General features: G+C 34.0%; 28 protein-coding genes and 1 pseudogene. 5 read left to right on the top strand and 24 right to left on the bottom strand.

Going from position 1 to position 24,023, the window contains the following annotated elements; genetic code table 11:
* Nucleotides 1-9 precede the first annotated feature (9 nt).
* Nucleotides 10-117 carry a hypothetical protein gene (locus KHA87_RS22085; RefSeq protein WP_349305574.1) on the top strand — a complete coding sequence of 36 codons (108 nt, stop codon included), beginning with the start codon at nucleotides 10-12 and terminating at the stop codon, nucleotides 115-117.
* A 125-nt stretch (nucleotides 118-242) separates the two neighbouring features.
* Here KHA87_RS22085 and KHA87_RS01005 read toward each other — a convergent pair whose 3' ends face one another.
* Nucleotides 243-1,283: a DUF3231 family protein gene (locus tag KHA87_RS01005; RefSeq protein ID WP_213092265.1), complete on the bottom strand. Its 1,041-nt coding sequence runs from the start codon at nucleotides 1,281-1,283 to the stop codon at nucleotides 243-245.
* 152 nt (nucleotides 1,284-1,435) lie between these two features.
* Nucleotides 1,436-2,608 carry a chromate efflux transporter gene (gene chrA, locus KHA87_RS01000; RefSeq protein WP_249310046.1) on the bottom strand — a complete coding sequence of 391 codons (1,173 nt, stop codon included), beginning with the start codon at nucleotides 2,606-2,608 and terminating at the stop codon, nucleotides 1,436-1,438.
* 194 nt (nucleotides 2,609-2,802) lie between these two features.
* Here chrA and KHA87_RS00995 point away from each other — a divergent pair, with 194 nt between their 5' ends.
* Nucleotides 2,803-3,813, top strand: coding sequence for a DUF3231 family protein (locus tag KHA87_RS00995; RefSeq protein ID WP_213092264.1), 1,011 nt, complete (start codon nucleotides 2,803-2,805; stop codon nucleotides 3,811-3,813).
* Between the two features lie 98 nt (nucleotides 3,814-3,911).
* Here KHA87_RS00995 and KHA87_RS00990 read toward each other — a convergent pair whose 3' ends face one another.
* From KHA87_RS00990 to KHA87_RS00940, 12 genes and pseudogenes are all read right to left on the bottom strand, one after another.
* Complete coding sequence (locus KHA87_RS00990; RefSeq protein ID WP_213092263.1) at nucleotides 3,912-4,061, bottom strand: hypothetical protein; 150 nt, start codon at nucleotides 4,059-4,061, stop codon at nucleotides 3,912-3,914.
* Between the two features lie 244 nt (nucleotides 4,062-4,305).
* Entirely contained in the window at nucleotides 4,306-4,479 is a 174-nt protein-coding gene (locus KHA87_RS00985) for a hypothetical protein (protein ID WP_213092262.1), read from the bottom strand.
* A gap of 72 nt (nucleotides 4,480-4,551) precedes the next feature.
* Nucleotides 4,552-4,878 carry an ArsR/SmtB family transcription factor gene (locus tag KHA87_RS00980; protein WP_213092261.1) on the bottom strand — a complete coding sequence of 109 codons (327 nt, stop codon included), beginning with the start codon at nucleotides 4,876-4,878 and terminating at the stop codon, nucleotides 4,552-4,554.
* Nucleotides 4,879-5,071: 193 nt separating this feature from the next.
* Nucleotides 5,072-5,491: an arsenate reductase (thioredoxin) gene (gene arsC / locus KHA87_RS00975; RefSeq protein ID WP_213092260.1), complete on the bottom strand. Its 420-nt coding sequence runs from the start codon at nucleotides 5,489-5,491 to the stop codon at nucleotides 5,072-5,074.
* Between the two features lie 25 nt (nucleotides 5,492-5,516).
* The gene (locus KHA87_RS00970; protein WP_213092259.1) at nucleotides 5,517-6,812 is read right to left on the bottom strand and encodes an arsenic transporter; all 1,296 of its coding nucleotides are present in this window, start codon (nucleotides 6,810-6,812) and stop codon (nucleotides 5,517-5,519) included.
* A gap of 15 nt (nucleotides 6,813-6,827) precedes the next feature.
* Nucleotides 6,828-7,172 (bottom strand): ArsR/SmtB family transcription factor, encoded by a 345-nt coding sequence (locus KHA87_RS00965; RefSeq protein WP_213092258.1) that lies wholly within the window; start codon nucleotides 7,170-7,172, stop codon nucleotides 6,828-6,830.
* 560 nt (nucleotides 7,173-7,732) lie between these two features.
* Nucleotides 7,733-8,062 carry an NUDIX domain-containing protein gene (locus tag KHA87_RS00960; protein WP_249310043.1) on the bottom strand — a complete coding sequence of 110 codons (330 nt, stop codon included), beginning with the start codon at nucleotides 8,060-8,062 and terminating at the stop codon, nucleotides 7,733-7,735.
* Nucleotides 8,032-8,184 (bottom strand): NUDIX hydrolase, encoded by a 153-nt coding sequence (locus tag KHA87_RS22080; RefSeq protein ID WP_249310037.1) that lies wholly within the window; start codon nucleotides 8,182-8,184, stop codon nucleotides 8,032-8,034. Before KHA87_RS22080 ends, KHA87_RS00960 begins: the two co-directional genes overlap by 31 nt.
* Before the next feature lie 62 nt (nucleotides 8,185-8,246).
* Nucleotides 8,247-8,447 (bottom strand): hypothetical protein, encoded by a 201-nt coding sequence (locus KHA87_RS00955; protein WP_213092257.1) that lies wholly within the window; start codon nucleotides 8,445-8,447, stop codon nucleotides 8,247-8,249.
* Nucleotides 8,448-8,751: 304 nt separating this feature from the next.
* Nucleotides 8,752-9,384, bottom strand: a pseudogene (locus tag KHA87_RS00950) (SpoVR family protein); the annotation flags it as partial.
* Between the two features lie 49 nt (nucleotides 9,385-9,433).
* Nucleotides 9,434-9,658, bottom strand: a complete 225-nt coding sequence (locus KHA87_RS00945) for a hypothetical protein (protein ID WP_213092256.1) — start codon at nucleotides 9,656-9,658, stop codon at nucleotides 9,434-9,436.
* Between the two features lie 2 nt (nucleotides 9,659-9,660).
* The gene (locus KHA87_RS00940) at nucleotides 9,661-10,791 is read right to left on the bottom strand and encodes a hypothetical protein (RefSeq protein ID WP_213092255.1); all 1,131 of its coding nucleotides are present in this window, start codon (nucleotides 10,789-10,791) and stop codon (nucleotides 9,661-9,663) included.
* 209 nt (nucleotides 10,792-11,000) lie between these two features.
* On the opposite strand from KHA87_RS00940, the gene KHA87_RS00935 reads away from it, so the two are divergent.
* Both KHA87_RS00935 and KHA87_RS00930 read left to right on the top strand, forming a co-directional pair.
* Nucleotides 11,001-11,468, top strand: coding sequence for a DUF6530 family protein (locus KHA87_RS00935; protein ID WP_213092254.1), 468 nt, complete (start codon nucleotides 11,001-11,003; stop codon nucleotides 11,466-11,468).
* Nucleotides 11,469-11,481: 13 nt separating this feature from the next.
* Entirely contained in the window at nucleotides 11,482-11,742 is a 261-nt protein-coding gene (locus KHA87_RS00930; RefSeq protein WP_213092253.1) for a hypothetical protein, read from the top strand.
* Nucleotides 11,743-11,989: 247 nt separating this feature from the next.
* Here the strand turns inward: KHA87_RS00930 and KHA87_RS00925 are convergent, their stop codons facing one another.
* The 9 genes from KHA87_RS00925 to KHA87_RS00885 all read right to left on the bottom strand — a co-directional run bounded on the left by KHA87_RS00925 (nucleotide 11,990) and on the right by KHA87_RS00885 (nucleotide 23,092).
* The gene (locus KHA87_RS00925) at nucleotides 11,990-12,211 is read right to left on the bottom strand and encodes a YdbC family protein (RefSeq protein ID WP_213092252.1); all 222 of its coding nucleotides are present in this window, start codon (nucleotides 12,209-12,211) and stop codon (nucleotides 11,990-11,992) included.
* Nucleotides 12,212-12,327: 116 nt separating this feature from the next.
* Nucleotides 12,328-13,053: a M48 family metallopeptidase gene (locus KHA87_RS00920; RefSeq protein ID WP_213092251.1), complete on the bottom strand. Its 726-nt coding sequence runs from the start codon at nucleotides 13,051-13,053 to the stop codon at nucleotides 12,328-12,330.
* A 13-nt stretch (nucleotides 13,054-13,066) separates the two neighbouring features.
* Nucleotides 13,067-16,168, bottom strand: a complete 3,102-nt coding sequence (locus KHA87_RS00915) for a type I restriction endonuclease subunit R (protein WP_213092250.1) — start codon at nucleotides 16,166-16,168, stop codon at nucleotides 13,067-13,069.
* 39 nt (nucleotides 16,169-16,207) lie between these two features.
* Nucleotides 16,208-17,395 carry a restriction endonuclease subunit S gene (locus tag KHA87_RS00910; protein ID WP_213092249.1) on the bottom strand — a complete coding sequence of 396 codons (1,188 nt, stop codon included), beginning with the start codon at nucleotides 17,393-17,395 and terminating at the stop codon, nucleotides 16,208-16,210.
* A 9-nt stretch (nucleotides 17,396-17,404) separates the two neighbouring features.
* Nucleotides 17,405-18,934, bottom strand: a complete 1,530-nt coding sequence (locus tag KHA87_RS00905; protein ID WP_213092248.1) for a type I restriction-modification system subunit M — start codon at nucleotides 18,932-18,934, stop codon at nucleotides 17,405-17,407.
* Between the two features lie 909 nt (nucleotides 18,935-19,843).
* Complete coding sequence (locus KHA87_RS00900) at nucleotides 19,844-21,436, bottom strand: recombinase family protein (protein WP_213092247.1); 1,593 nt, start codon at nucleotides 21,434-21,436, stop codon at nucleotides 19,844-19,846.
* Nucleotides 21,423-22,394, bottom strand: a complete 972-nt coding sequence (locus KHA87_RS00895; protein ID WP_349305573.1) for a recombinase family protein — start codon at nucleotides 22,392-22,394, stop codon at nucleotides 21,423-21,425. The genes KHA87_RS00900 and KHA87_RS00895 overlap by 14 nt, the downstream gene beginning before the upstream one ends.
* On the bottom strand, nucleotides 22,394-22,906 hold the full coding sequence (locus KHA87_RS00890) for a recombinase family protein (protein ID WP_349305572.1): 513 nt from the start codon (nucleotides 22,904-22,906) through the stop codon (nucleotides 22,394-22,396). Before KHA87_RS00890 ends, KHA87_RS00895 begins: the two co-directional genes overlap by 1 nt.
* Before the next feature lie 33 nt (nucleotides 22,907-22,939).
* Nucleotides 22,940-23,092: a hypothetical protein gene (locus tag KHA87_RS00885; protein WP_213092244.1), complete on the bottom strand. Its 153-nt coding sequence runs from the start codon at nucleotides 23,090-23,092 to the stop codon at nucleotides 22,940-22,942.
* Between the two features lie 181 nt (nucleotides 23,093-23,273).
* On the opposite strand from KHA87_RS00885, the gene KHA87_RS00880 reads away from it, so the two are divergent.
* Nucleotides 23,274-23,612, top strand: coding sequence for a helix-turn-helix domain-containing protein (locus tag KHA87_RS00880; RefSeq protein WP_213092243.1), 339 nt, complete (start codon nucleotides 23,274-23,276; stop codon nucleotides 23,610-23,612).
* Nucleotides 23,613-23,706: 94 nt separating this feature from the next.
* Here the strand turns inward: KHA87_RS00880 and KHA87_RS00875 are convergent, their stop codons facing one another.
* The gene (locus tag KHA87_RS00875; RefSeq protein ID WP_213092242.1) at nucleotides 23,707-23,934 is read right to left on the bottom strand and encodes a hypothetical protein; all 228 of its coding nucleotides are present in this window, start codon (nucleotides 23,932-23,934) and stop codon (nucleotides 23,707-23,709) included.
* Nucleotides 23,935-24,023 lie beyond the last annotated feature (89 nt).

Genomic DNA, 24,023 nt, shown 5'->3' with positions numbered 1-24,023 from the left:
GTAAAAGATATATATTTTTATGCAGATGAAGGAATCAGGCTTATGATTAAGTATGGTTGGTTGGAAGAACCACCGCAAATGGAGGATAGGAGAAAAATAAAAGAAAGTAACGAGTAATTTTAATAAAGAAAGGAGCTCCAGTGAATGGGCTCCCATCTAAAGAACTATGACTGCTTCATTTTTTCACGGACAACCATTTTCTTTTGGATGTTTTGAAAGCAGGTAGTTGCTTCAAGTGATGGCTATTCGTCTTTCGCCAGCTTGTTTCTATCAACGGCATAAGGTGGCTGCTCAAACCAACCATTCTCTATAATAAGCTTTGCAGCATCTTCAACAAATGATGCAAGGTTCATTAATGACTTTGTATACATAAGCCCGATATCATGTCTTCCGCTTACAGCCACAGAATTCCCGTATCCTCTAATTTTCATGGCGAACATGTCCATTTTATGAAATAACATTAATTTATCTGAAAATGGAGCAAATGTTGATGTTGTAACCAAATGATCAATAAAAGATGGTGCAGGCAAATCTTCATGATGAAGCTTTGCTATGTAGTTTTCAACATGCTTATGAGTGAAATTCTTTCCTCGAATAAACAGATCTCGAATTTTATCTGATTTAACCACTTGGCTAAATGCCATTATGAGTGCTTTACTAGTGACATTGTTTTCAATATTATCGTAAAGATGGGTAATCTCTAATGCATGTAGTGGCCGCACATCACCCAAAAAACCATTTAAGAAATTCTTGTGTATAAATTCTACTTTATCGGGGATTGGTATAATAGGTGGTTTGCTAATGAGGCCTTTCCCAATTAAAATTTCTTTGATTTGTTTCATTAATGCCATAGTAGAATCCATACAATAAACAAAGAACTCTTCCACATCTTTTCTAAAAACGAGAGGTACTGCCACATTATAAATACTCATCCCTGCTTTGGCTGCGTATTTTAAATAATGCACATAGAATTCATCTTGAAACAAGCGAGGGGCACCTATGTTAAGATCCTCTTCTTCCGAAAACCCCTTAGGAAGAGGGAAATTTTCTTTCTTAAAAATTCCTTCCGTTATTTTTAGAAACTCTGTACTTAATGTTAATGCATTTTCTAACAGAGTTTTTATATCTGGATCATCAACATGTTGAAGATAATACTTCAAAATACATTTTGACATACTGTTTCCCATATATGTAGCCCACAGTTTTCCCATTTCGGCGGATGTGAGTTCTTCACTCAGGTCCGATTTCGGTGTGTCTATATTAATTGGTTTAAGCGTGTCCATACAGAAAGCTCCCTTTTTGTGTTTTACATAGTTTTTCCTACAATCAAAGTAATATTCAGTATATACCTTATTTCCAAAAGTGGCTTTCCATTAAACAAAGGGAGAAGGTTCTTTCGTTTTCTCGATTCAAACGAAAGAACCTTCCCCTTTTTTCATGATAATAAGATCCCGCCGAGTGCACAAATAATTACAACAATCCACGGTGGAAGCTTCCAAATCATAAGTAAAGCTATGGCTATAATTGCTAAGCAGAAATCATATGGTGTTTTAATTGCGCTGGTCCATACTGGATTATATAAAGATGCAAGCAAAATCCCTACTACTGATGCGTTAATTCCAGCAAGGGCGGATTGAAAGCCAGGTTTCATACGAATAATATTCCAAAATGGCATGGCCCCTGCAACCAGCAAAAATGCAGGTAAAAAAATAGCTAATAGTGCAAACAAACTACCGATAATTCCATTAGGAAATGATTTCATTACGAAACCGAGATAGGCAGAAAAGGTGAAAAGCGGTCCTGGCACAGCTTGTGCAGCTCCATATCCTGCTAGAAATTGTGCATTTGTCATCCACCCTGTTGGCACTACATCCTGCTGTAATAGAGGTAAAACTACGTGACCACCACCAAATACTAATGCTCCTGCACGATAGAAACTATCAAACATGGCAAGGCCTTGATTATGAAAACCGAGCCTTAAAAGTGGTAAGAGGAAAAGACATCCAAAAAATAGGGATAAAAAAGCAATACCTGTTTTTTTACTGATTGGAATTTGTATCGGTTTCATTTCCTGTAGCGAATCCGTTTTTAAAAATAACCATCCAATCATTCCTGCTATGATAATGATCGCAACTTGAACCATTGAGGCAGGAACCAATAAAGTTACTACCGCTGAGAGTATTGCAATGGTACCTCGTATTCTTCCTGTTGCAAGCTTACTGGCCATGCCCCAGACAGCTTGAGCCACAACAGCTACTGCTACAATCATTAGGCCATGTAACCAGCCTGCATGCTGGATATTAATCCCTTTCAGTATCCAGGCAAAAATCATGAGTGCGATGGCAGAAGGAAGAGTAAATCCTAACCATGCCATCAATCCACCGATTAATCCAGCCCGTTGAATGCCAATAGCAATTCCAACTTGACTGCTTGCTGGTCCGGGAAGAAACTGACAAAGAGCAACCAAATCAGCATAATTCTTCTCATCCAACCATTTTTTCCTTTTTACGTACTCCGCATGGAAGTATCCTAAATGAGCAATAGGTCCTCCAAAAGACGTGAGTCCTAGTCGTGTTGAAACCTTTAAAACCTCCAGAATACGTCCCAATCGAAATTCCTCCCTAAGCTTTTCATGTCTGTTAAACCGTTCAAATCCCTTATTTACGATTTTATCATGGTCTTCTTCCCCCCGCGAGAGTTCTCATGCAGTATTTCCCAATATTTTTGTCCACTCATGTATCCAGATGGCATATTAAATTCTCTTATTGCAAAACATAAATAAAACTCCATTGAGGTGTAATAATGAATTCTAGTCATAATCCAAAACTAACTTCAGCTGAGATTGCAGCACTTTGGTCCCAATATCTTAATGATTCCGCTGCCATTTGCTTTAACAAACATATCCTAATGCACTTACAGGATCCAGAAATAAAAGCCATTTTTGAACAAGCAGTCTTACTTAGTCAAAAACATATGGAAAAGATAAAAGAATTTTTTAAAGCAGAGAATTTTCCGATACCGATTGGTTTTACCGAAAATGATACTATAGCGGACACAAAACCTCTGTTTTCCGATAACTTGAGCTTACATTTTATCAACATTATGGCTATCCATGGATGTCATGGTTATAGTGGAGCTGTTACTACTTGTTCTCGCAAGGATGTCCGTGACTATTTTACAGAATGTATGATTTCTGCCATGGAAATATGTAATCGAACAAAAGATGTTATGTTAGATAAAGGGTTGTACCAAAGACCTCCAGCACTGCTCCCACCGGATAAAGTGGAATTTGTTCAATCTGACCAATTTATTGCCGGATGGCTAGGTGATATAAGACCTTTAAGTTGTATTGAGATCACTGATATTTATTTTAACTTAAAGAAAAGTATATTAGCTAAAGCAGTAACCATTGCTTATAGCCAAGTTATCCATTCAGAAAAGCTTCGAAAATTTCTATTGAAAGCAGTAGAGACGAAAGATAAGCATATTAAAACTTTTTATGAAATATTAAATAAGGATAACCTTCCTGTACCATCTTTACTAGATGCAGAGGTAACTGATACAAATATCGCTCCTTTTTCAGATAAATTAATGATGTTTCATGTTGGATTTTTATATTCCACGGCTATGATTTATTACGAGACAGGATTCGCAACCTCTCCAAGGCGAGATTTGAAGCCGAATTATCTATCTGCTATTGCTGATAATGCTCAAATAGGGAGTGAGTGGTTGGATTTGATGATTGAAAATAGGTGGTTAGAGCAACCTCCATTAGCGCAGGATCGGGATAAATTATCCAAGGAAAAGAAGTGATAAATACTGCATGGTAAGAACGAAATTATTGAAAAGCACTTTGTTTTTTCAGCATGATTTCAAAGTATACAGATTGTTTATACCCTAAAATGACTCCTTCAATTTTTATCAAAGGAGTCATAAAACATTACATTATTCACAACATGATTCCGTATTAGCGTTGGATCCACAACAAGATGATGCAGCAGTTTGACTTTCTTTTTCTTCTGCCGAATTTGTACCGCAGCACGAAGTTGATTGTTTTTCATTCCCTTTATTCGTTAATTCCATTTTCCATCCTCCTCCCTTGAATAGATAATATCTATATTAGATTCCAATATAAGATTGGAATCAATATATTAATCAACTTTTTTTGATTAATTCTCCATCAATTGATTATAAGCCTCAACAAAGTTACGAAAAGAGACATTATTAATTTCAAATAGGCGATAAAATATTCTTTGCTTAATATACCAGCATGGTTAACCGTCATTTTACTCCCTCACTTTATAGCTATGCACAATTGCAGCATGGTTGATGGATAGAAGATTTAAAAGAAACAGCACGCTTGATGAAAGGTTTTGTTTCATTAGAATCCCTTTGTAGTTTCCATGCATTCTTTGCTTTTCTTTCTATTTCTTCTTGGCGAAATTTAATCCATTGAATTATTTCATATTCATTTAACATATGCTCTTCCTCCTATAATTTTAATATTTTATTTATTAAATCAAAAAAAATTGATTTATCATCCGAAAATAATTAACAACAACCAGGTTTAAATAAACAACAAAGTTCATGTGAAAGTAAATGATTAAGTTCTTCCTGATTTAGCGTATAATAACTCCATGTACCTTTCGTCTCTTTTAATATAATATTAGCATCTAGTAAGATTTTTAAATGGTAAGACAGTTTTGATTGCGACATATCCATCATTGGAGCTAAATCACATACACACATCGTACCCTGCTGAGTTAATATATTCATAATTTTGAGTCTCTTTTTATCCGCAAGTGCTTTAAACTTCTGCTCATATTTTTCAAAAGCTTTTTCCAAGGATACATCTTGTAATGGAATCTCTTGATTCATGCTTTTCACCTTCTTATAAATCAAATTATCTTGATGTATTAATCATACTTCCAACATTTTCATCTGTCAATTGTTTTATCAAAAAAATTTGATGAAATGTAAACCATAAAAAAACCTCCACCGCTATAGTTTAAGGATGGAAGTAATAGGTTAAAGATTTGGAGACATATAAATCGGCCAATGACTAAATAAATTAATTTCCTGTTTCTGAAAATTGTTTTATACGTTCCCCTATCTTATCACGTACAAGTCTAAAGAAAGCGCACTTTTCCTCATCTGTTCCTTGCACCTTAGCAGGATCGTCAAATCCCCAATGAACACGTTTCACTTTCGATGGTGTGACAGGGCACTTATCTGCTGCATCCCCGCACAACGTAACCACTAAGTCCGCATTATTTGATATTTCTGTGTCAATAATGTCGGAAGTTTGATTGGATATATCAATCCCTACTTCTTTCATTGCTTTTATGGCGTTCGGATTCAAACCATGTGCTTCAATACCAGCACTTTTCACAATCCATTCATCCCCTAAGTATTTTTTGGCCCATCCTTCTGCCATTTGGCTTCGGCAAGAGTTACCAGTACATAAAAAGTAGATTGTTTTTTTAGACATAATTATTCTCCTTACTCCGTTTAGGTTAAACAAGCCGTAACCATAGGTACAGTCCTAAAAGGGTGATCAATAAGACAGGGATGGTTAAAATAATACCCGTTTTAAAATACGTCCCCCATGATATTTTTACACCTTTGGATATTAATACATGAAGCCATAAGAGTGTTGCTAAAGAGCCGATTGGCGTAATTTTCGGTCCTAAATCCGAACCGATGACATTCGCGTATATCAGTCCCTCTCTTAGCACACCTTCCGTATTGGTACCGGCGATGGCAAGAGCATCAATCATTACGGTTGGCAAGTTATTCATAACAGAAGACAGAAATGCTGCCAAAAATCCCATCGATACTGTTCCAACCAGTAAACCTTGATTTGCTGCCGATTGAATCACATCTCCTAATAAAGTAGTTAAACCAGCATTTCGTAGTCCATATACGACCACATACATGCCAATTGAGAAAAATACGATTGCCCAAGGTGCACCTTTAAGCACCTTTTTGATTTCAATTGCCTTACTTTCTCTTCCAATTACTAAGAAGATGATAGCTACGGCACCTAAAATAACGGAAATTGGAATATCGAATATCTGACTGATAAAGTAGCCTACCAATAATACTACTAACACAACCCAAGACATCCGAAACATTTTCCTATCTTGGATTGCGTCGACTGGATTTTTTAATTTTGATATATCATATTGTCTTGGAATATTCCGTCTAAAATATAGAAATAACACAAGAATACTTGCTATTAAAGAAAACAAGTTAGGGACGATCATTTTTGTAGCATATTGAACGAATCCAATTCCGAAAAAATCAGCTGAAACAATGTTGACTAAATTGCTTACGACTAGTGGAAGAGATGTTGTATCAGAGATAAATCCACCAGCGATAATAAACGGAAAAATCATTTTTTCTTCGAGGTTTAAATTTCGAACCATCGCCAATACGATTGGCGTAAGAATAAGAGCGGCTCCATCATTCGCAAAGAAAGCTGCGACTAGTGCTCCCAAAATACTCACGTAAACAAACATTTTAATTCCATTTCCTTTTGCCGTTCTTGCCAAAAGAAGAGCAGCCCACTCAAAGAAGCCAATTTCATCTAAGATTAAAGAAATTATAATGATAGCGATAAAAGAAAATGTAGCATTCCACACAATTTTCGTTACTTCTATTACATCGTGAAAATCAACGACTCCCACTAGCAGGGCTAAAACTGCTCCACCACAAGCGGACCACCCGATAGATAATTTTTTAGGTTGCCAGATAACTAAAATGAGGGTGATTAAAAAAATAAATACTGCTAAGATAGTTGAAACCAATGATGAATCCTCCTGTTAATTACATGAAATACGCTTACCTTTTGCTTCTAGCTCTTTTAATCGAAAAGTCTGATCAGGTATATGTACTAATAGATCCTGCACTAACGGATAATATTTACTGTCTTTTTTCAATGAATAGATAATCCATTGTCCCATTCTAAATTCTTTCACTAAGCCAGCATCTTTTAGCTTTCGTAAGTGCTGACTAATAGCAGGTTGACTAGTTTCAAATATTTCTACAAACTCACACACACAACAATCATGATGATCCATCATTTTAATCATCGTTAATCGTGTTTGATCACCAAGTAATTTTAAGACTTTGGCAGCTTGTTCTATTTGAAATGTTGGTTCGGTCATGTTATCCCTGACCCTCCTTTCTTTTTAAATAAGTAAATAATATACTTATGCGTTTTCAAAATTGCTTTTTTAATAATGAAGAAAAAAATATATAACTTTCCACTTATATAATAAATCACTTATATGTTTTCTTAAAGAAAATCTTTGTTAAGATTTTGCAAAGACAAATAAAAGAGACCAAACTCGGTCTCTTCATATATTTTTAGAAATGTGTCGGCAGCAAAATATAAAGAATGGATTCCTCCACTAGCAATAGGCTGCAATCAGTGCGATGGGAATAAGGGATTGTTTATGTTTTGAATTCATGTGTAATCCCCTGAACAAATAAAACAGTCCAAAGCTGCCCGACTGGTGTATATCCTTTAACCGCAGCAAGAACTCACTTACACTTGGTCGCAAAGTTCGTTTTACCTAATCCCGCTCTGGTAATTATAAATATACTTTGTTTTCCCTCCATAATCTCCTGTTAAAAAGGCTATAACAGAACAATATATTTAAATGATAATCGTCTACAAATAAGAAAAGTATAAATCTGAGTTGATTGGTGCAGCCGAGCCCCTTTAGATCTTATTTTTTAAACGATCTTTCCATTCGATTAACTTTTTCTTAATAAAAGGATCCATTTCTTTATGTAATTGATTTAATCTAAAAAATCCGGTTTCTATTTCTTGATTACTATTAGGTGTAATTTCTCCCTCATACTCGGTACATAAATATCCTATTGCAACAGTATGATACCTTTCGTCGACTCGATTGATTGATTCCTTACCTGAATAGACTCCAAACAATTCTAATGATTTAATCTTTACGCCTATATTTTCAAATACAATTCGAGTAATACACTCTTCAACTGATTCATTTAACTGTAAAATCCCCCCGGAATAGTCCATGTTCCACCTACATTTCGGGTCAGTATAATTTCTCCTTTATTATTCAGGATTGCAGCACTTGGCCGTACGATAATTAGTGGAGAATCCCCAATCATTTCTCTCATATCTTTACAATAGTCCATCATTTCCACTTCCTAAAAAAGATTTTAAGAGGAGTAACCTACTCTGTACGAGACGACATTCTTCAGCCACCTTCTATGCAAGTAGCATTGGAGCTTCCTACTACTTTATTTAATTCAGTTATTAATAGATGAAGAATGTTGTCATTAACTAATTCTTGTAATGCTTTTTCTATAATAGGAACATTATATTTCTGAAAAACTTCTGATGTTTCTTCCCATATTTCACGAATAGCTTTTGAAGTCATATTTGATTGGATTACCAAAATAATAACCTCCTTTAACCATTATATTAACAAATTTTTATTAAACCTTCCCTATGTTTCACAAGCCTGAACACTATCCAACTTAGGCTACCTGTACCAAATAGCAAAGACGCATTCTTTGTATCCACCCCTGTATCTGTATATGCCATCGCAGGAAACACTAATCTAAATAAAAAAACAAGGAAGTACATCTTCCTTGTCTTGTGTATCCTAATTAAAAATCTAATCCGATTTAGTTAACCTAAATAAATTCATGCAAAATAAATTTTATATAACCATTTTCAAATAAAATGGATTTTTTGTATTACAAATACTTTCTCTGCACACTCCTGCCATCATAACTAAACAGCATTTCCTTACCTTCGATAACCGATTCCATATGAACGGTTCTTCCCCATAGCTGATGCAAATATGACAATACTTTTTCAAGATATTTTAAATCAAGCTCGATGCCTTCGTACCAGTGCTTTAAATAGAGTTCCCCATTTTTCATATAGTCTCCATCATTGACCGTGATATAAGGAAAACCACCATTTACACGCATACTGACGAGCTGATCCCGAACCTGCTTCCATTCCTTATCGACAATTTTGTAATCACGGCCTTGTTTTTGAAATAAATACATGTCTTCTCTCATAACAAGGTCCTTTGTTAAATAATTTCGTAAAAATGATATATCGGATTCAATTTCTCTTACCTCGAATATTTTTTCACGTCCGGAATTTGGCTTCTCGCCCCGCTTCATCATTTCTTCTGTCGGGTTATTCCAGCGTTCTTCAATATCCTCAAATATTTTTACTCCAAGATAATAAGGATTTATACCTGTTTTGGATGGGATGACTACACCTGCGTTTAACTTGGCAAATTCGATAGCTTCATCACTCGTTAATTCCATCTCGCGGAGAATTCGCTGATGCCAGTAAGATGCCCAGCCATCCTATCGCATAGATGTTAAAATCTTAGCCTTGGGCTGATATAAAGATACCCTAAACTTTCCTTGTTTCTTTCTTCGAGTCTTTCTCGATTTGTTTTAATTGCTCATAATGTTCCTTTTCCATTCTTCCTATTATCCTTCTGTTTTTATTATAAGTTGTCATGGTTTCAGGAAAACCTTTATTTAAGCCTAAACCAGCAGGTCGTCTATATGTTTGATTTATAGTTTTTAATCCTTCAATATATGCTTTATCCATCCCCAACTTGAGATATTCCATTGTTATTCCCCCATATCATTATATAAATTGAACTTTTGTTTGCTTATCTCAATAACTTTTGCTGAATACTCATCATGACTCATTAATTCTTTACTTTTTTTATTTAGATCATGTTCAACTAGTAATGTAACTTTTTTTTTATTTCTCTTTGGCTTCTTTATACCTTTATACATTTCTGTAACATGCTGGATTAACATATGATTTTGATTTATCGTATCTCTTTTAACCTTAAAAGAATGAGTATTCCTCACCTGAGCTCCTTCTCTATTATGTGCTTTCTTGATTAACTCTTCAGTTATCAAAAACGGACAATCTATGCTGTCGATATTTTGAAAATCACTTTTTAACTCGCTAGATATAATTGAATCATCAAATTTTAATAATTCCTTGATATATTTACATAAGTGTAGGGTAATAACATAATGATTATATTCTTGATATTTAATCCAATCATATATACTTTTAGGATTTTCACACTTTTGATCATATTTTTGATATTTTTTCTCCAACAATTGAGACCGTAAAAATAAAATAAGGTTCTTCCCATAAGAAACACTAATTTGCTCGTCTTTCATTTCTGACTCTAAGCATTCATAATAATCATTTAATGCATAATATAATTTTGTACTTTCATTTTCTTCAACAAACTTACCAAAGTTATTTATCGCATCCTTGATTACCATTCTATTTGGATAAATTCCATTGATTTGATTTAATATTAAATTTAATTTTTGAGAACGTTTTGCCCCTTTTAAATTCTCCTCTTGAACTATCAATGAATTTATTAATTTCTCCCACATCTTTTTTAATCTTGGGTCATTATCTTTTAACATTTGCGTCGAAATTAAATATTTTTGCAATTCTTCAAGCAGCCCATATCTCTTTACCCATTGCTTTTTATATATTTTTTCAACATTTGTAGTTAACCACCCGAAAGCCATTCTGCTAATTTCTTCAGTTTTTTTTGCGAGTAATAAGTCTTTTTTGAGTTCATCAGGTATTTCTTCAAAATTTTCGTCTAACAAAAATGTACATTCAATCGATGAAGAAAAAGAAAGAAATTTAAGGACTTTAAATAAAATTAGGTATTTAGTTCTAATCTGTGTTTGTTTGTGGTAATTTTTCAAATTCAATTTCAGCACCATCCTTTCTTAACCTAATTATATAAAGTTGTATCTATATTCGATAGTTACATATTCGATTAAAAAATAATCAACAAACTTAAATTTCTTGTTAATTCATATATTTGACAATCACTTAGTAAATGTTTACTATATATTTAGTAGATACGCAGTAGAATTTTAGTGAATGATAATCTTAAATTTTTGAAGGAGGACTTAAAATGGATTATATGGTTCCAAGAAATCTAAAACACCAGCCCCTGATGGTAGTAGAGCAATATGAAGACATGGATGGTTATAGGGCTGGGGATAGTGATGCCAAAGGGTTAAGCTTGGGAATAGCACAATGGAATCCAAAAGAAATTTCTGTGAAAGTGTGGAGATATGCTGATAAGGGTGAAAAATGGAGCCGTCAAAGTGAAGAACTTCCTTTACACCGTAACCTTGATCTTACCATTCTTTTATTAGTAGCTTTCATTGTAGCTAAAAATCCCGACTTGTTAAAAAGCACTGGAACAACCAAAATTGAAAATACGTTTAACAAAACTACTATAATTAATGGAAATTTTAAAATTGAAGTTAAACTTGAACGTCCTGAAAAAGCAAAGGAATTTATCGGAAAATACTATGAATCTTTGTATAAAGAACGATTAAAAACGCTGTTTGATCTTATAGGAGTACTAATATAAAGGGGGAAATGAAATGGTTAAATACGGTAGAGGGCTGAATAGAGAAATAGTAGGTGCAGTAAACGGTCAAGTAATTAACGAGCCTTTTGCAATTACAGATATAAGAAATTTCGCTTCAACTAAATCATGGAATATACCAGACAATTATATCAACGCCTGTTTAACCAACGGTGCATCTCTTACTCATAGCTTAACGTACAAAAAATACTTTATATCACTAGGCGATGGAAAATACAAAGTGGATTCACAATTTCGGGGAGTTCATTGGATATAAAAAGGCGGAAAACTGCAACTTTTATTATTTATGAATTTAGCATCCTAAACTTATATGTTGAAACAATTAAAGTATAAACACATAAATATCCCTTCACGAGGTGTTAATAATTTACATCTAAAATGACTTTTCTTTCTCCCAAAATTGGAGACTCCCCCAGAACTAATGAGAGGTACCTTATTAGTTCTGGGGGGGTCTCCAATAGTGTATTAACGCACCAGCAGATGATCCTGCTTCTGATGGTTCTTTATAATTCAATACTATTTAGTAGCTTCTTTAATTCTTTTAACTCTTCCTTAGTCAACGTTACACCTTTCCCCATCTTCTCATGTTCTGGTGCCCAATCACGCAAATCATACTTTGGCTCTTTTCCATTCCAGCTGAGAAGGTTAAGTTCTTTATTCCACCCTTTAGGGGACTGTGATAAAGTCCCTATTGTTTCTTTAATTTCAAATTTAATTTCTGGCATGGATTGATCCTCCTTTAAATTGTATATTCAGACTTCCGCTCGCTGTATTTCCCGAAATTGGATAGCCGATCCACAGTAGGCAACTATTCCAATTAAGTGGGGATTTGTACCAAAGATCAAATTTCTCTGACAATCTCTTCATCCAAAATAGCTTTCCTTTTCTCCCAATCTGGCATTAGGGAGTAAAGCATTCCGTAAAAACTGTCGCTATGGTCATTGTATTTAAAGTGAATTAGTTCATGTAATACTACATAATCAATACTATGTTTCGGTGCTTTAAGTAGGTCCAGGTTTAGAAGAATTGTACTTGTATCAATTAAAGCTGAACCCCATCTTGCTTTCATTACTCGAATTTCAAGAGTTGGTTTTTCAATACCGTATTTTTGTACCAATGGAAACAATTTATCTAACGACTCTTGAAATACTTTGTTTGCCTTTCCACGGTACCATTGGTCCATTAGTTTTGCTTTTCGATTAAAATCGTTCTTATCTTTTATATACAAATAGATAAATCCTCGAAAATACTTTACGGTTTCTTCACATTCAACTTCCTGGACTCGTAATCTATATTGTTTACCCAAATATTTGAATGCTTCTCCGCTAACATATTCTCTTTCACTTTGCTTATAGGGTTGCACGTTCTCAAAATTCTTTACGTGCTTTGAAATCCATGCGCCTTTCCCTTTAACAAAATCATATATAAAGTTTAATGGTACTTTTTCTGAAGCAGATACTGATACCGTCATATCAGGTCTAATACTGAGATTAACATTTTTTACATTCTTCCTCTCAATAATAAACTCAATTACCTTGGTTCCATATTTAACGTGATGTTTTTCCATGTTGGTCACAACCTTAGTAACGTCTTAGAGCAACTGATTTGACCTGCTCTATAATCTTGTCAATTTGATCGAAATCCAAATCCATTTTATGTTCCATCGAAAAATCATAAAGGAGGTCATCTAACTCTTGAGCAATTCGATTGTGGATCTGGATATTATCATGCCAATCAACTTTTTTGTATTCTTTAATAATATTATCCATTTTTAGTGCTAAATTACCTAGTACATCATAGATTTGCGATGTTTCTTTAACCTCACTCATAATATCTTTTGTAACTCCATAAAAGGCTTGAGCATTTTGGTTCTTTTTAATAGCATCTGGATAATTATCATCAGATTCACCTTTTCGGTAATCTTTCATTATGTCCTTCATTTTATTCAAATACTCTGATTCAGAAATTCTTTTATCCTTATACGCTTGAATTGCTTCTTCAATACGTTTTGAGAACTTTTTATAAAAAGCAGGATTTTCGTCCCATTTCTTACTCACACTTTTTGTTAATCTAGTACGGATAGCATCTGCTTTTGCTCGTTTTGAGCCCAATCGGTTCAGTTCTTCCTCAAATGCCTTTTCATTTAAAATATCAACAGGGTTTGTAATACGGATAACTTGTTCTGCTGATATGTAGTTGTCCATTAGCTTTTGCATTTTGGCTTCATACTCTTTATGATCAATTGTATCCGAGTAACGTAACTTAACACTTTTCCGTAGCTCTTGGTAGAACTTTAAATCTTTTTTATATATTTGTAACTCTCCAGGTGGAAGTGAAATGTATATTTTTTCAGATTCCAATGCGATACCTAAATTACGACCAAATTTACTTAATACATCGTTAAATTCACTTCTAAGTTCTTCATCTTCAAGAAAAACCTCAAATTCTTCTGCGTCCTTCTTGTTTTTTACAGGAGCAAAAAGCTGTTGTAAATCAGAATGGCATTGACGTAATTGTCCAATTACACTAATCACATCATGGATTGCACCTTTTATGTCTTTTGGATCGAAATTCTCTAATCCTGCACCTGAGTACATCTCCAGTGCTTGGTCAAGTTTTTCCAACAAGCCACGATAATCAAGGATAAAACCGTAGTCCTTTCCTTCATAAAGTCGATTAACCCTTGCAATGGCTTGAAGTAGAGTATGTTCCTTCATCGATTTATCGATATAAAGTACTGTTGCTCTGGGAGCATCAAAGCCAGTAAGTAATTTATCAACGACAATCAGTAAGTCTATTTCATCACCATTTATAAACTCTTCTTTTATGGCATCCTCATACGCTTCAGGAGTACCATATCGATCCATCATTCTTTTCCAAAAACGTTGTACTTTATCTTTCGATTCCTCATCCACCGTCTCGTGTCCTTCTCGTTGATCAGGTGGTGAAACAACCACTGCACAATTTAAATCCTCAAGCTCCTCAAAAGCTTCTAAATAACGAATTGCTTCAATTTTACTGTTTGTTGCAAGCATTCCTTTAAATTGATTGCCTTGTGTTTTATAGTTGTCTAAAAAGTGCTGGTTAATATCAAAGGCTATCATACTTATTCGCTGATCTGATGAAGCTATTCTCTCAAAAATACTCCACTTTTTCATGACATCTTCTTTTTGCTTACCATTTAAATTTCGCGTAATCATTTCAAGACGATTATCAATCGCTTGCCGATTGACTGACTGTTCCACCATTTTTCCTTCATATAACAATGGAACAATTGCCTTATCTCTAACTCCGTCCGCAATAGTATAGGTATGAATGAGCTTCCCAAATTTAATCATTGTACTTTTTTCTTTTTTCATAAGTGGTGTTCCTGTAAAGCCTAAATAACAAGCATTTGGGAACACTTTTTTCATTTTAATATGAAGTTCACCATATTGAGTTCTATGCGATTCGTCAACTAAAATGAAAATGTCTTTTGATTGAATTGGCTTCTGTTTTGTAGAAGCTGTATCAAACTTGTGGACTAAAGTGGTGACAATATCAGCATTATTGTCGTTTATTAAACTTACTAAATGGCTGCCTGATGTGGCTCGACTCGCTTTTAACCTAGTATGATTAAATGTCTTATGAATCTGTTTATCCAACTCCACTCTGTCAGTCACAACAACCACCTGTGGATTAAAGTCGCTTAAGTCAGACAAAATATACTTTGCCAACATGACCATAGTTAAACTCTTACCAGATCCCTGTGTGTGCCAAATTACTCCACTTTGTCGATTACCTTCTTCATCACGCTCTTCAATGGTCTTAATAATTTCCTTGATAGCGAAGTATTGTTGGTAACGAGTGACCTTTTTTACATCCTTATCAAATAAAGTAAAAAAATGTGTAAGCTCTAATAAACGCTCAGGATGGAACAATGAGATAATGTTTTTATCCTGCATCGTTGGCATACGCCCTTTTATATTATTATCCAATAAAGTTCCCAACCATAGTTCCTGTTCTTCTTTCCAAACAGACCAAAATTTTTTCGGTGTATTACAAGTAGCATATTTGGTTTCATTTTTGTTTGTGGACATAACAATTTGAACAAACTTGAACAACTGAGGAACATAATCTTTTCCTTGATTTCTAATCATTTGGCTAATACCTTGCTCCATAGAGATTGATGCTTTTTTACACTCTATCACAGCAAACGGAATACCATTCACAAAAAGGACTATATCAGGTCGAACATTGCCACGACCATCCATTCTTTCGACAGAGAATTCCTCTACAACATGGAAAACATTATTCTGGAAATTTTCCCAGTCAACAAACTGAATCGTAAAAGATTTTTTTGAACCATCTGTCAGGAATTCGGTATAAGTTCGTCCTAACATTAGAGTATCAAAAATCTTTTCATTAGTTTTTATAAGTCCATCTGTTAGTTGTTCGTCAAGATCGCGAATAGCTTGTTGAATATTTGAATCACTGAACTTATATGTTTTTCCTTTATATTCATAGAAGTTAAACTCTTTAACTTTTTCTTCCAATACCGTTCTAAGTAAAACATTGTTAAGATTTCCACGCATAATCTCTGCATGTTCAGGAGCAATATATTCATATCCTATACTTTGTAAAACCTCTATTGCAGGCTTTTGGCTAATGTAACGTTCATCATAACTTTTATCTCTTTCCATCGTCACACCTTCGTTTCAAACACTGAAAAGTTGTAAGGATTACACCTTTACTCGAACTTTTCCTGTTAAAAGTTTTTGCATAAGTCCATTCTTTTGCTTATTTAGTTCCTCTACTTCATTTATTAATAATGAAATATTCCTATCCAAATCAGATAATATGTCTGCAATCTTTTGTTGTTCTTTAAGAGGAGGTAAAAAAATAGGTAATTGTTTATATTCTTCCGCATTAATACCTGGCTGACCACTTCTTACACTCATGACTTTAACCCAATTATAATATTTCTCTGTTTGTGTAATGTATTTAATGAATTTAGGGTTTGCCCTTGTTGAGTCTATTTGAAATTTTATTAAAAATCCCGCATAAACTAATCTTCCATCAGATTCTTCGTATAGATACGCTCTACCTGTTGATGCTCCTGTTCGTGCAAAGACTATATCATTTTTCTCCAAGTAATAATTCTCAGAATCGGGATGATCAACCGATGTTAACCCGTCCTTTATTATATATCCATCATCACTAATGTCTGTAATTCTCAGATAAGTTGGTAATGATAAATCTTTATCTGTTGAAGGAGCATTAATACCGTAAGAACCTTTTCCTACAATAACATTTTCCAAACGTACCTTGTTCCACTCCTCTACAAACCCAGTAAATCTTAATTTACCCGACAAGAGCTTTTGAATTAATCCTTTTTTTTGCTCCTTTTTTTGAGTTATGAGCTTTTCCTTAAGCTCAATTGCCCTGTCCCAAATATTAATAATAGATGCAATTTTTATTTGTTCTTTAATAGGAGGAATAGCGATTTCCATTTTTGAGATCATTTCCAACCTTACAGAATCAACAGAAGTTTTTGCATTATATTTCATAATTTGCTTATAGAAATTACTCTTGAAAAAATAAAAAAAGAAAAGTCCATTTACATCGTTAAAGTCACTTATTTTATAAACTCTTTGGTGGTAATCAAATTTTCCATTTATGTAATGGAATACTTTTCCTACACCAACTCCATCTCCAGCGGTTAAAACTGCTTCACCATCAAATGAATAACTATTTATTCGTTCAATTGTTTGGGACCTAACAAAAAAAGGGTATTTACCATTTGTCACTTTATTAATTGTGTCTTTTTTGCCTGTTGAAATATTGGCTATTTCACCTACTAATTTGATTTCCCAATTTTCAGGAACTTCTTTTACAATGGACTTTTTTTCTCCGAGTGCTTTATTCATTGTAACCACCTACAATCCTAGCTCTTTTAAATACTTTTCCATCTGTGATTCTATTTCTTGAAGCTCTTGTTTTATATCAATAATCTTTTCTTTTACCTGTTCCATATTGACTTGCTCTTCTTCCTCAAATGTATCTACATATCTAGGAATGTTAAGATTAAAGTCGTTATCCTTAATTTCATCTATATTCGCCACATAAGAGTATTTTTCAATCACTTCGAATTTTTCATATGTTTTAATAATCTTTTCTATATCTTCTTCTCTTAGTTTATTTTGGTTTTTACCCTTTTCATAATTTTCTTCCCCTGAAGCATCTATAAAGAGGACATCCTTACGTTTTCGCCCTTTCTTAAAAACCATGATACATGCAGGAATTCCTGTTCCAAAGAAAAGTCCCGCTGGTAAGCCAATAACACAGTCTAATAAGTTCATTTCAATGATCTGCTTACGAATCTTCCCTTCACTTGCTCCTCGGAATAAAACACCATTTGGAAGAATTGTTGCCATACTACCGTTTTCTGCTAAAGAATAGAGCATATGTTGAACAAATGCATAATCGCCTTTTGAACCTGGCGGTACCCCCCAGTCAAACCTTCTATGCGGATCAAGGCTCGATTCCATTTTAAACTTGCTATCATTATTACCTTCTCCAGCAAAGCCCATTGCCCACTTATCTAGGGAGAAAGGAGGATTAGCTACAATAGCTTGGAATTTCATTAACTTTCCATCTTCAAGATGTAATGGGTTAGCTAAAGTATCTCCCCATTCAATCTTTGCGTCATCTATACCATGTAGGTACATATTCATAAGAGCTAATGAGTGAGTTGCTCCGTTTCTTTCTTGTCCATAAACTGCAACTTTCTTATTAGGCACTTGGTTTGCTACTCTAATAAGCAGAGAACCTGAACCACACGTTGGATCATATATTCGGTCATTTTCTTTTGGTTTTACAAGACGGGCTAATAATTCCGATGCCATTGTAGGAGTATAGAATTCACCACCCTTTTTTCCTGCATCCGATGCAAATTGTTCAATCATATATTGATATGCATCACCAATAATATCTTCACTTCCAACAACTGACGGTTTTAATGTTAGTTTATTAAAATCCTCTAACAATGAACGAAGCATAGCATTTCGTTCTTTTGCTCTTCCAAGAGTTGCCTCGCTATTAAAGTCAATATTACGAAATACACCACGCAGTTTCCCTGTATTTTCATTTTCCAGACGTTCCAATGCCTTGTTTATAATTTCACCAATTTCAGTATCATTTCGTTTGCTATACAAATAATCAAATGTAGAATACTCATCTAAAACGAACCTTTCTCTAGATAAAGCACGTTTAATACGCTGTTCATCACCATCGTAACGTTTTGTATATTCTTCTACACGTTCTTTGTATGCATCGCTTAAATATTTGATAAACAACATCGTAAGGATATAATCCTTATATGTACTTGAATCAATTTTTCCTCTAAATGTATCAGCAGCTTGCCAGAGCACGGAGTTAATTTGTTGTTGTGTTACTTGTTCTGTCATTTTTATCCTCCTAAAACCATTTTAATTTATAAGTTAAATAGTTATTTACCACCTATTATTTTACATTAAAAAGTACCCGCATAGGTCTTTTTTTTATTATTGTAAAATTACTAGAATAATTATCTGTTTTTACGAATCATTACTATCCCATTACCCAACCAAGTATTCGAAGAATAAAATTCTTTTACTAAAAAGAGTTGGGAAAGCCTGATACATATGGGACAATCCCTTTACGTGACTAAGTTTTTTCGGCAAAGGGATAGTTGAGGAAAATCTCAAAAATGGCAGTGAAGAGTGAAATGAAAATCATAACCGTCTTCAAAGCGATAGGAAGTCAATCACCGTAAAAAAAGAAAGTGACATTTTACCGCAGTTTATGGAACTGTTAACGAGCCGTATTTCTGTTATCATTCATTACCTGAGAAAATCACCAATTTAGTAATTGGTGCCGATATTCTACCAAAATAGAAGTTTGAAAATATAAGTAGGAAAGTGTTTTTACCTTCATATAATTACTAAAGTAAATTTATAAATATAATATTACTTTTATAACAATTTAAAGATAAATTTACATGAGTATGATTATTCAAGTAAAATTACTATGTTCAAATAACCGAGGTAAATTTACAAAAGTAACCTAAGAACCGATATACCATTTTTTAGCATATTACAAATTTTAGAAAACCCTTTAACGGCGGTATATCAGCCTTCTCCCTCTCGGTTTTTGCTTAGGGTATCGATCGATACCCTATACAAAAACCGAGAAGCAAATAAAAAATTAACCAAATAACCGAGAAATAATAAATTTCATTTCAATATTTTATTTTTTTCAGTCAAAAATAATTTAATTATGTAATCCTATAATTATTCTCAAAGAAAAAACTAGACCGAAATCTATTGGTCTAGTTTTTATTTTTCCAAATTCATACGAAAAGTAAATTTTAAGTTTCCAAATGCATCTACACTTATACTTTCAATAAAGTATAAGTACATACGCCTTAATCGAATATCTGGTAGGCTTATAAACTGATTAAAATCCATAATTTTTTCATCTATATATCGAGGGTCTCCATCAATATCCCGTAACAACTGTGCTGTTTTTTGTAATTCAGTTATTTGGTTTGATTTTTCTCCTATGGAGTTGGTCAGTGCTTCTTTCCCAATGGATAAAATTTTAATCAGTGTTTCATCTCCATTAGTCAAAAATAATTTTTGAATTTTAGCATTGATTGTAAAAAGCTTTAGTTCTTCCCTCTCCAAAGCTTTGGAAATTACCTTCATTTTCTCTTCTAAATTTTCACATTCTACACGGATCTTCTCTTTAATAATGTCAGTTATTTCCTGGTTGCTTTTTTTTTGTAATTGAAACATTTTTTGTATGACCTCAAGATGAATATCGTCAGCTTTAATTCTTCTTTTTCCTTTTTCTTTTTTACAGGAACATACATAAACCAGACAACCATATCCCTTAGATCTTTGATCTTTTCCCTTGAAAAATTGTTTGCAAGCTTCACAGTATAAAAGGTTATTTACTAAAAAGCTAGTCTTAAAATAATTGGGTGGAAGTGCCTTTTCTTTTCTTTTTTCATATAATTGGAAACACTCTTCCCATTCACTAAAAGTGATCACAGGATCAATGAGAGGACATTTGTTCATTTTCCAATCATCCCGTTTGTTGAGGGTATTTTTAGCGTTGGTTTTTCGTTTACGAATGGCAATATATCCCGCGTAAAATGGATTGATTATGACTTGTTTGACCAAATCATGATTCCAATCCTTTCCGCGGTGACTTGCCTTTGGCATCATTTCTGCTATTTGGCGAAAACCATATCCTTGTTTGTAAAAGGAAAATATATCGTCCACCAAAATCAATTCATCTTCAATACGCTCAAAACGACCATTTTGGATGGCATTGGATACTTCCTCGGATATATCTACACTTTTTGTGAATTCCATAATCTCAGCAGTGTTATCCCTTTTTCCCGTTTTTCTTAATTTTTTATGATACTTATACCCGAATGGAGCTCTCCCTCCTGTCCACAATCCTTGTCCTAATAAGGTGGATATAGCATCTTTCGTTACCTTTCTTAGTTTATCAAGTTCATACTTTGCTAAAGCATCTTTAATAGATGAATAAACAATATCTCCGTAATTGTATAGGGTTTCCGAACTGCTTTCTACAATATGAATACCTAATGCGCTCATGGCTATCCGAAGAACGTCGTGTTCTTCAGGAATACGTGCAAGTCGGGAATGGGCGTAGATAATAATAAAATCAAATTTTTTCTCATGGGCATCTTTCAGTAATGTTTCAAGTTGCCTTCGTTCCTTTTTTCTTGATGAAACAGCTTCATCCAGATATTCCTTGATAATTTCACATTGATATTTCTCAGCAAAATCATAAGCACTTCTGAGCTGCGTATCCATATTTTGTTTATCGGTCGAATGTCTTCCATAAAAAACTGCTTTCATATTAGGTTGAATGATATTACTTAAGCTCAATAACCTCTCGCCCTCCTACTCCTTCAATATGTGGATGTTTCATAATCACTGTTATTTCCGATTCGCTATGGGCATAGATTCCTTGAATAATATCTTTCAGTAAATCCTGTATCAGATCCTTCCGCATATCAGGTTGAATGATTTGAATGGAATCTGAAAATTCCTCATGAAATTCATTCAATTCTTTAAGTGTTTCCGCGGAGTCAAACCATTTGTCTTTGAAGCGTTCTTGTCTCTCTGAGATGTATTCCAGTTCTTCAAGAAGCTCTTTAATCTCATTCGATAATTCTGATGCATCCTTTACATTAATAATCGAATCATATTCATTTCCTATTTTTGCTTTCAGTTCAGCAGTCAAACGTTCTAGTTTTCTTTCAATTTCTTCAAAGTTTTTCGCCTGTTTATCAGCAGTTTCCTTTAGAAATTGTTTAAAGACAGGAGACAAAATTTCATCAAAAAATGCATATGCCTTCTGAACTATCATTTCTTCAAGCAATTCCCGATCAAACTTTATTTTTGTATGCTTCTCGCATTGGTAAATCCCTATCTTTTTATTCTTCCTTTTTGTTTTTTTTGATTTTAATAACTGTTGGCATTCGTTACATTGAATCAATCCTTTCAGAAGAAAAAACATTTCTTCCTCCTCTTCCTCTTCAGATGATCCACGTGTAAACATTAATAACTTGTTTTGTACCTCCTCCCAATGCTGTTCTTCCACGATTCTTAAATGAGGGACAGGAACGTCTATCTCCTCCACATCGTCTTTGTATTTTCGTCTTCCCCTATAAATCGGGCTTTTCAAGAGATTTCGGACATTCCCGTAAGTCCAATCTTTATTGTCTCTATATCTATATCCCCTTTCATTTATTTGCTCTACAAATTGATTTACACTGTCAAAATCTTCATTTCGAAATAATTCATACACCTCATAAATGACCTTTGCCTCATCCGTTTTGATTAGCCAGTCACCGTCTTTATCTGGATCTGGTTTATAGCCAAAACAGGACCTACCGCATGCAGTCCTTTTCTTGCCTTCGTACGTTTTGCATCTTTAAGTTTTTTCACCAAGTTATCTGCTTCATGTTGGTTAAAGGCTGCCATAATCCGTTCGATCAATTCACCTTCTTCTGTGTATAGCATAGGAAATTCATGATCCCCTGCAAAAAGCACCTCAATTTCTTTATCTTTTAATGTAGCGTAAACCTGCATATACTGATGAACGTTTCGGGCTAGTCGGCATCGACTATACACAATCAGGGTTTCGACTTTTCCTTTTTCTATATCATGTAATAAACGAGTCAACTGTTCTCTTTCAGTTAGTTTTGTTTTTCTAGCAGATGTCTCATCATCCGAATACTCCTCATCAATCAGTAAATTTTTAGCTCTAGCCAGTTTTTTCACATGATCTTTTTGCATTTCAATGGATAGCTTTTGTTTTTCTTTACTGATGGAATTTCGGTAGTACGCCACTGTTTTCAAGGTTTTCCCCCCTCCTATTCACTCCTATCCATTTCCATTGTATTCACATGCGTTTGAATTCTTGTCCTTTTTCATTTGCTCTAACAATAAATCAAAATATAGTTTCCCCCACTTCTTTGCGGCATCAGGATCATGTACGTAACTGATAGAAATAGTCTTCAGCGTTTTTTGGGTCATTTTAAAATCTCCTTTAGTAAAATTTTTGTCAGTTTAAATCGGGGACTAAGTTTTTCATTTAGAGAAAATTAGAAGGAATTTCAACCTGAAATATAGAAATAAGGACAAATAACACATTCATAGGACAAAAATTCAACTTCATATAAAAGTAAAGAAACCAATAAAGATGTGGGGGAACAGCATGCTTCAAAATATCGGTCAACGAATACGCTCTTTACGTACCAGCAAAGGAATCAGTTTGAATGCATTCGCTGAAAAGTTGGATGTATCGCCTGGATACCTCAGCAATTTAGAGACGGGAAAAACGGACACAATCCAGTTGTCTCTTTTGGAAAAACTGCAAGCTGAACTTCACCTCTTGCCAATTGAAATTGATGTCTCCGACGAAATCGACACAAGAATAAGTCATGCTAAGAAAAAATTAAATGAGTTAGAATTAAGAAATCCTGAAGGTGCGAATTACCTCCTTTCGACTTTTGAAAAAGGCTTGGAGATTCTTTTGAAGAATGATAAAAAGTAAATCTATTGTTATTATGACCAAAATATTACATTTTATTCATTTTGGTAAACACACTGTTTATAATTGTGAATACGATACAAAAAAAATGGAGAGTCTAACCATTAATGGTTGGACTCTCTTTTGTTCCCACCGAGACTTTTACCACTTTGCTGGAGTCTAAGCTTAACTCCTGATTTAAGGAATGGATTGCGGATTGGAGTCTCATTTTTTTCTCCCAATGCAAAAAGATGTTTTTTATTTTCTCTTGTTTTTGTTCTGTTAAATCGGAGATTTCATGAAAGGAAGTGTCGCCAAACCTGAATCTTACTTTTAAGTTGTCCATCCAATCCCTCCTCGTTCATTTCTATGCATGGATTAGGGATGGACAACCCTGTTATTTTTCATGTTTTTCTCTCTTTTTTCATATATATA

Source organism: Bacillus sp. FJAT-49736, from assembly GCF_018343615.1.
Lineage (GTDB): Bacteria > Bacillota > Bacilli > Bacillales > Bacillaceae_C > Margalitia.
The sequence above is the reverse complement of the archived record's forward strand: the minus strand, read 5'-3'. Positions and strand labels throughout refer to the sequence as shown.

Coding starts and splice junctions, on each gene's coding strand:
- KHA87_RS00990 (WP_213092263.1), bottom strand. CDS start 4,061: ATGAAAAACAATCAACTTCGTGCTGCGGTACAAATTCGGCAGAAGAAA.
- KHA87_RS00980 (WP_213092261.1), bottom strand. CDS start 4,878: ATGAATCAAGAGATTCCATTACAAGATGTATCCTTGGAAAAAGCTTTT.
- KHA87_RS00960 (WP_249310043.1), bottom strand. CDS start 8,062: ATGGACTATTCCGGGGGGATTTTACAGTTAAATGAATCAGTTGAAGAG.
- KHA87_RS00935 (WP_213092254.1), top strand. CDS start 11,001: ATGGATTATATGGTTCCAAGAAATCTAAAACACCAGCCCCTGATGGTA.
- KHA87_RS00930 (WP_213092253.1), top strand. CDS start 11,482: ATGGTTAAATACGGTAGAGGGCTGAATAGAGAAATAGTAGGTGCAGTA.
- KHA87_RS00905 (WP_213092248.1), bottom strand. CDS start 18,934: ATGACAGAACAAGTAACACAACAACAAATTAACTCCGTGCTCTGGCAA.
- KHA87_RS00945 (WP_213092256.1), bottom strand. CDS start 9,658: ATGGAATATCTCAAGTTGGGGATGGATAAAGCATATATTGAAGGATTA.
- KHA87_RS00910 (WP_213092249.1), bottom strand. CDS start 17,395: ATGAATAAAGCACTCGGAGAAAAAAAGTCCATTGTAAAAGAAGTTCCT.
- KHA87_RS00920 (WP_213092251.1), bottom strand. CDS start 13,053: ATGGAAAAACATCACGTTAAATATGGAACCAAGGTAATTGAGTTTATT.
- KHA87_RS00985 (WP_213092262.1), bottom strand. CDS start 4,479: ATGTTAAATGAATATGAAATAATTCAATGGATTAAATTTCGCCAAGAA.
- KHA87_RS00965 (WP_213092258.1), bottom strand. CDS start 7,172: ATGACCGAACCAACATTTCAAATAGAACAAGCTGCCAAAGTCTTAAAA.
- arsC (WP_213092260.1), bottom strand. CDS start 5,491: ATGTCTAAAAAAACAATCTACTTTTTATGTACTGGTAACTCTTGCCGA.
- KHA87_RS01005 (WP_213092265.1), bottom strand. CDS start 1,283: ATGGACACGCTTAAACCAATTAATATAGACACACCGAAATCGGACCTG.
- KHA87_RS00875 (WP_213092242.1), bottom strand. CDS start 23,934: ATGGACAACTTAAAAGTAAGATTCAGGTTTGGCGACACTTCCTTTCAT.
- KHA87_RS22080 (WP_249310037.1), bottom strand. CDS start 8,184: ATGGACTATTGTAAAGATATGAGAGAAATGATTGGGGATTCTCCACTA.
- KHA87_RS00995 (WP_213092264.1), top strand. CDS start 2,803: ATGAATTCTAGTCATAATCCAAAACTAACTTCAGCTGAGATTGCAGCA.
- KHA87_RS00915 (WP_213092250.1), bottom strand. CDS start 16,168: ATGGAAAGAGATAAAAGTTATGATGAACGTTACATTAGCCAAAAGCCT.
- KHA87_RS00880 (WP_213092243.1), top strand. CDS start 23,274: ATGCTTCAAAATATCGGTCAACGAATACGCTCTTTACGTACCAGCAAA.
- KHA87_RS00925 (WP_213092252.1), bottom strand. CDS start 12,211: ATGCCAGAAATTAAATTTGAAATTAAAGAAACAATAGGGACTTTATCA.
- KHA87_RS00885 (WP_213092244.1), bottom strand. CDS start 23,092: ATGACCCAAAAAACGCTGAAGACTATTTCTATCAGTTACGTACATGAT.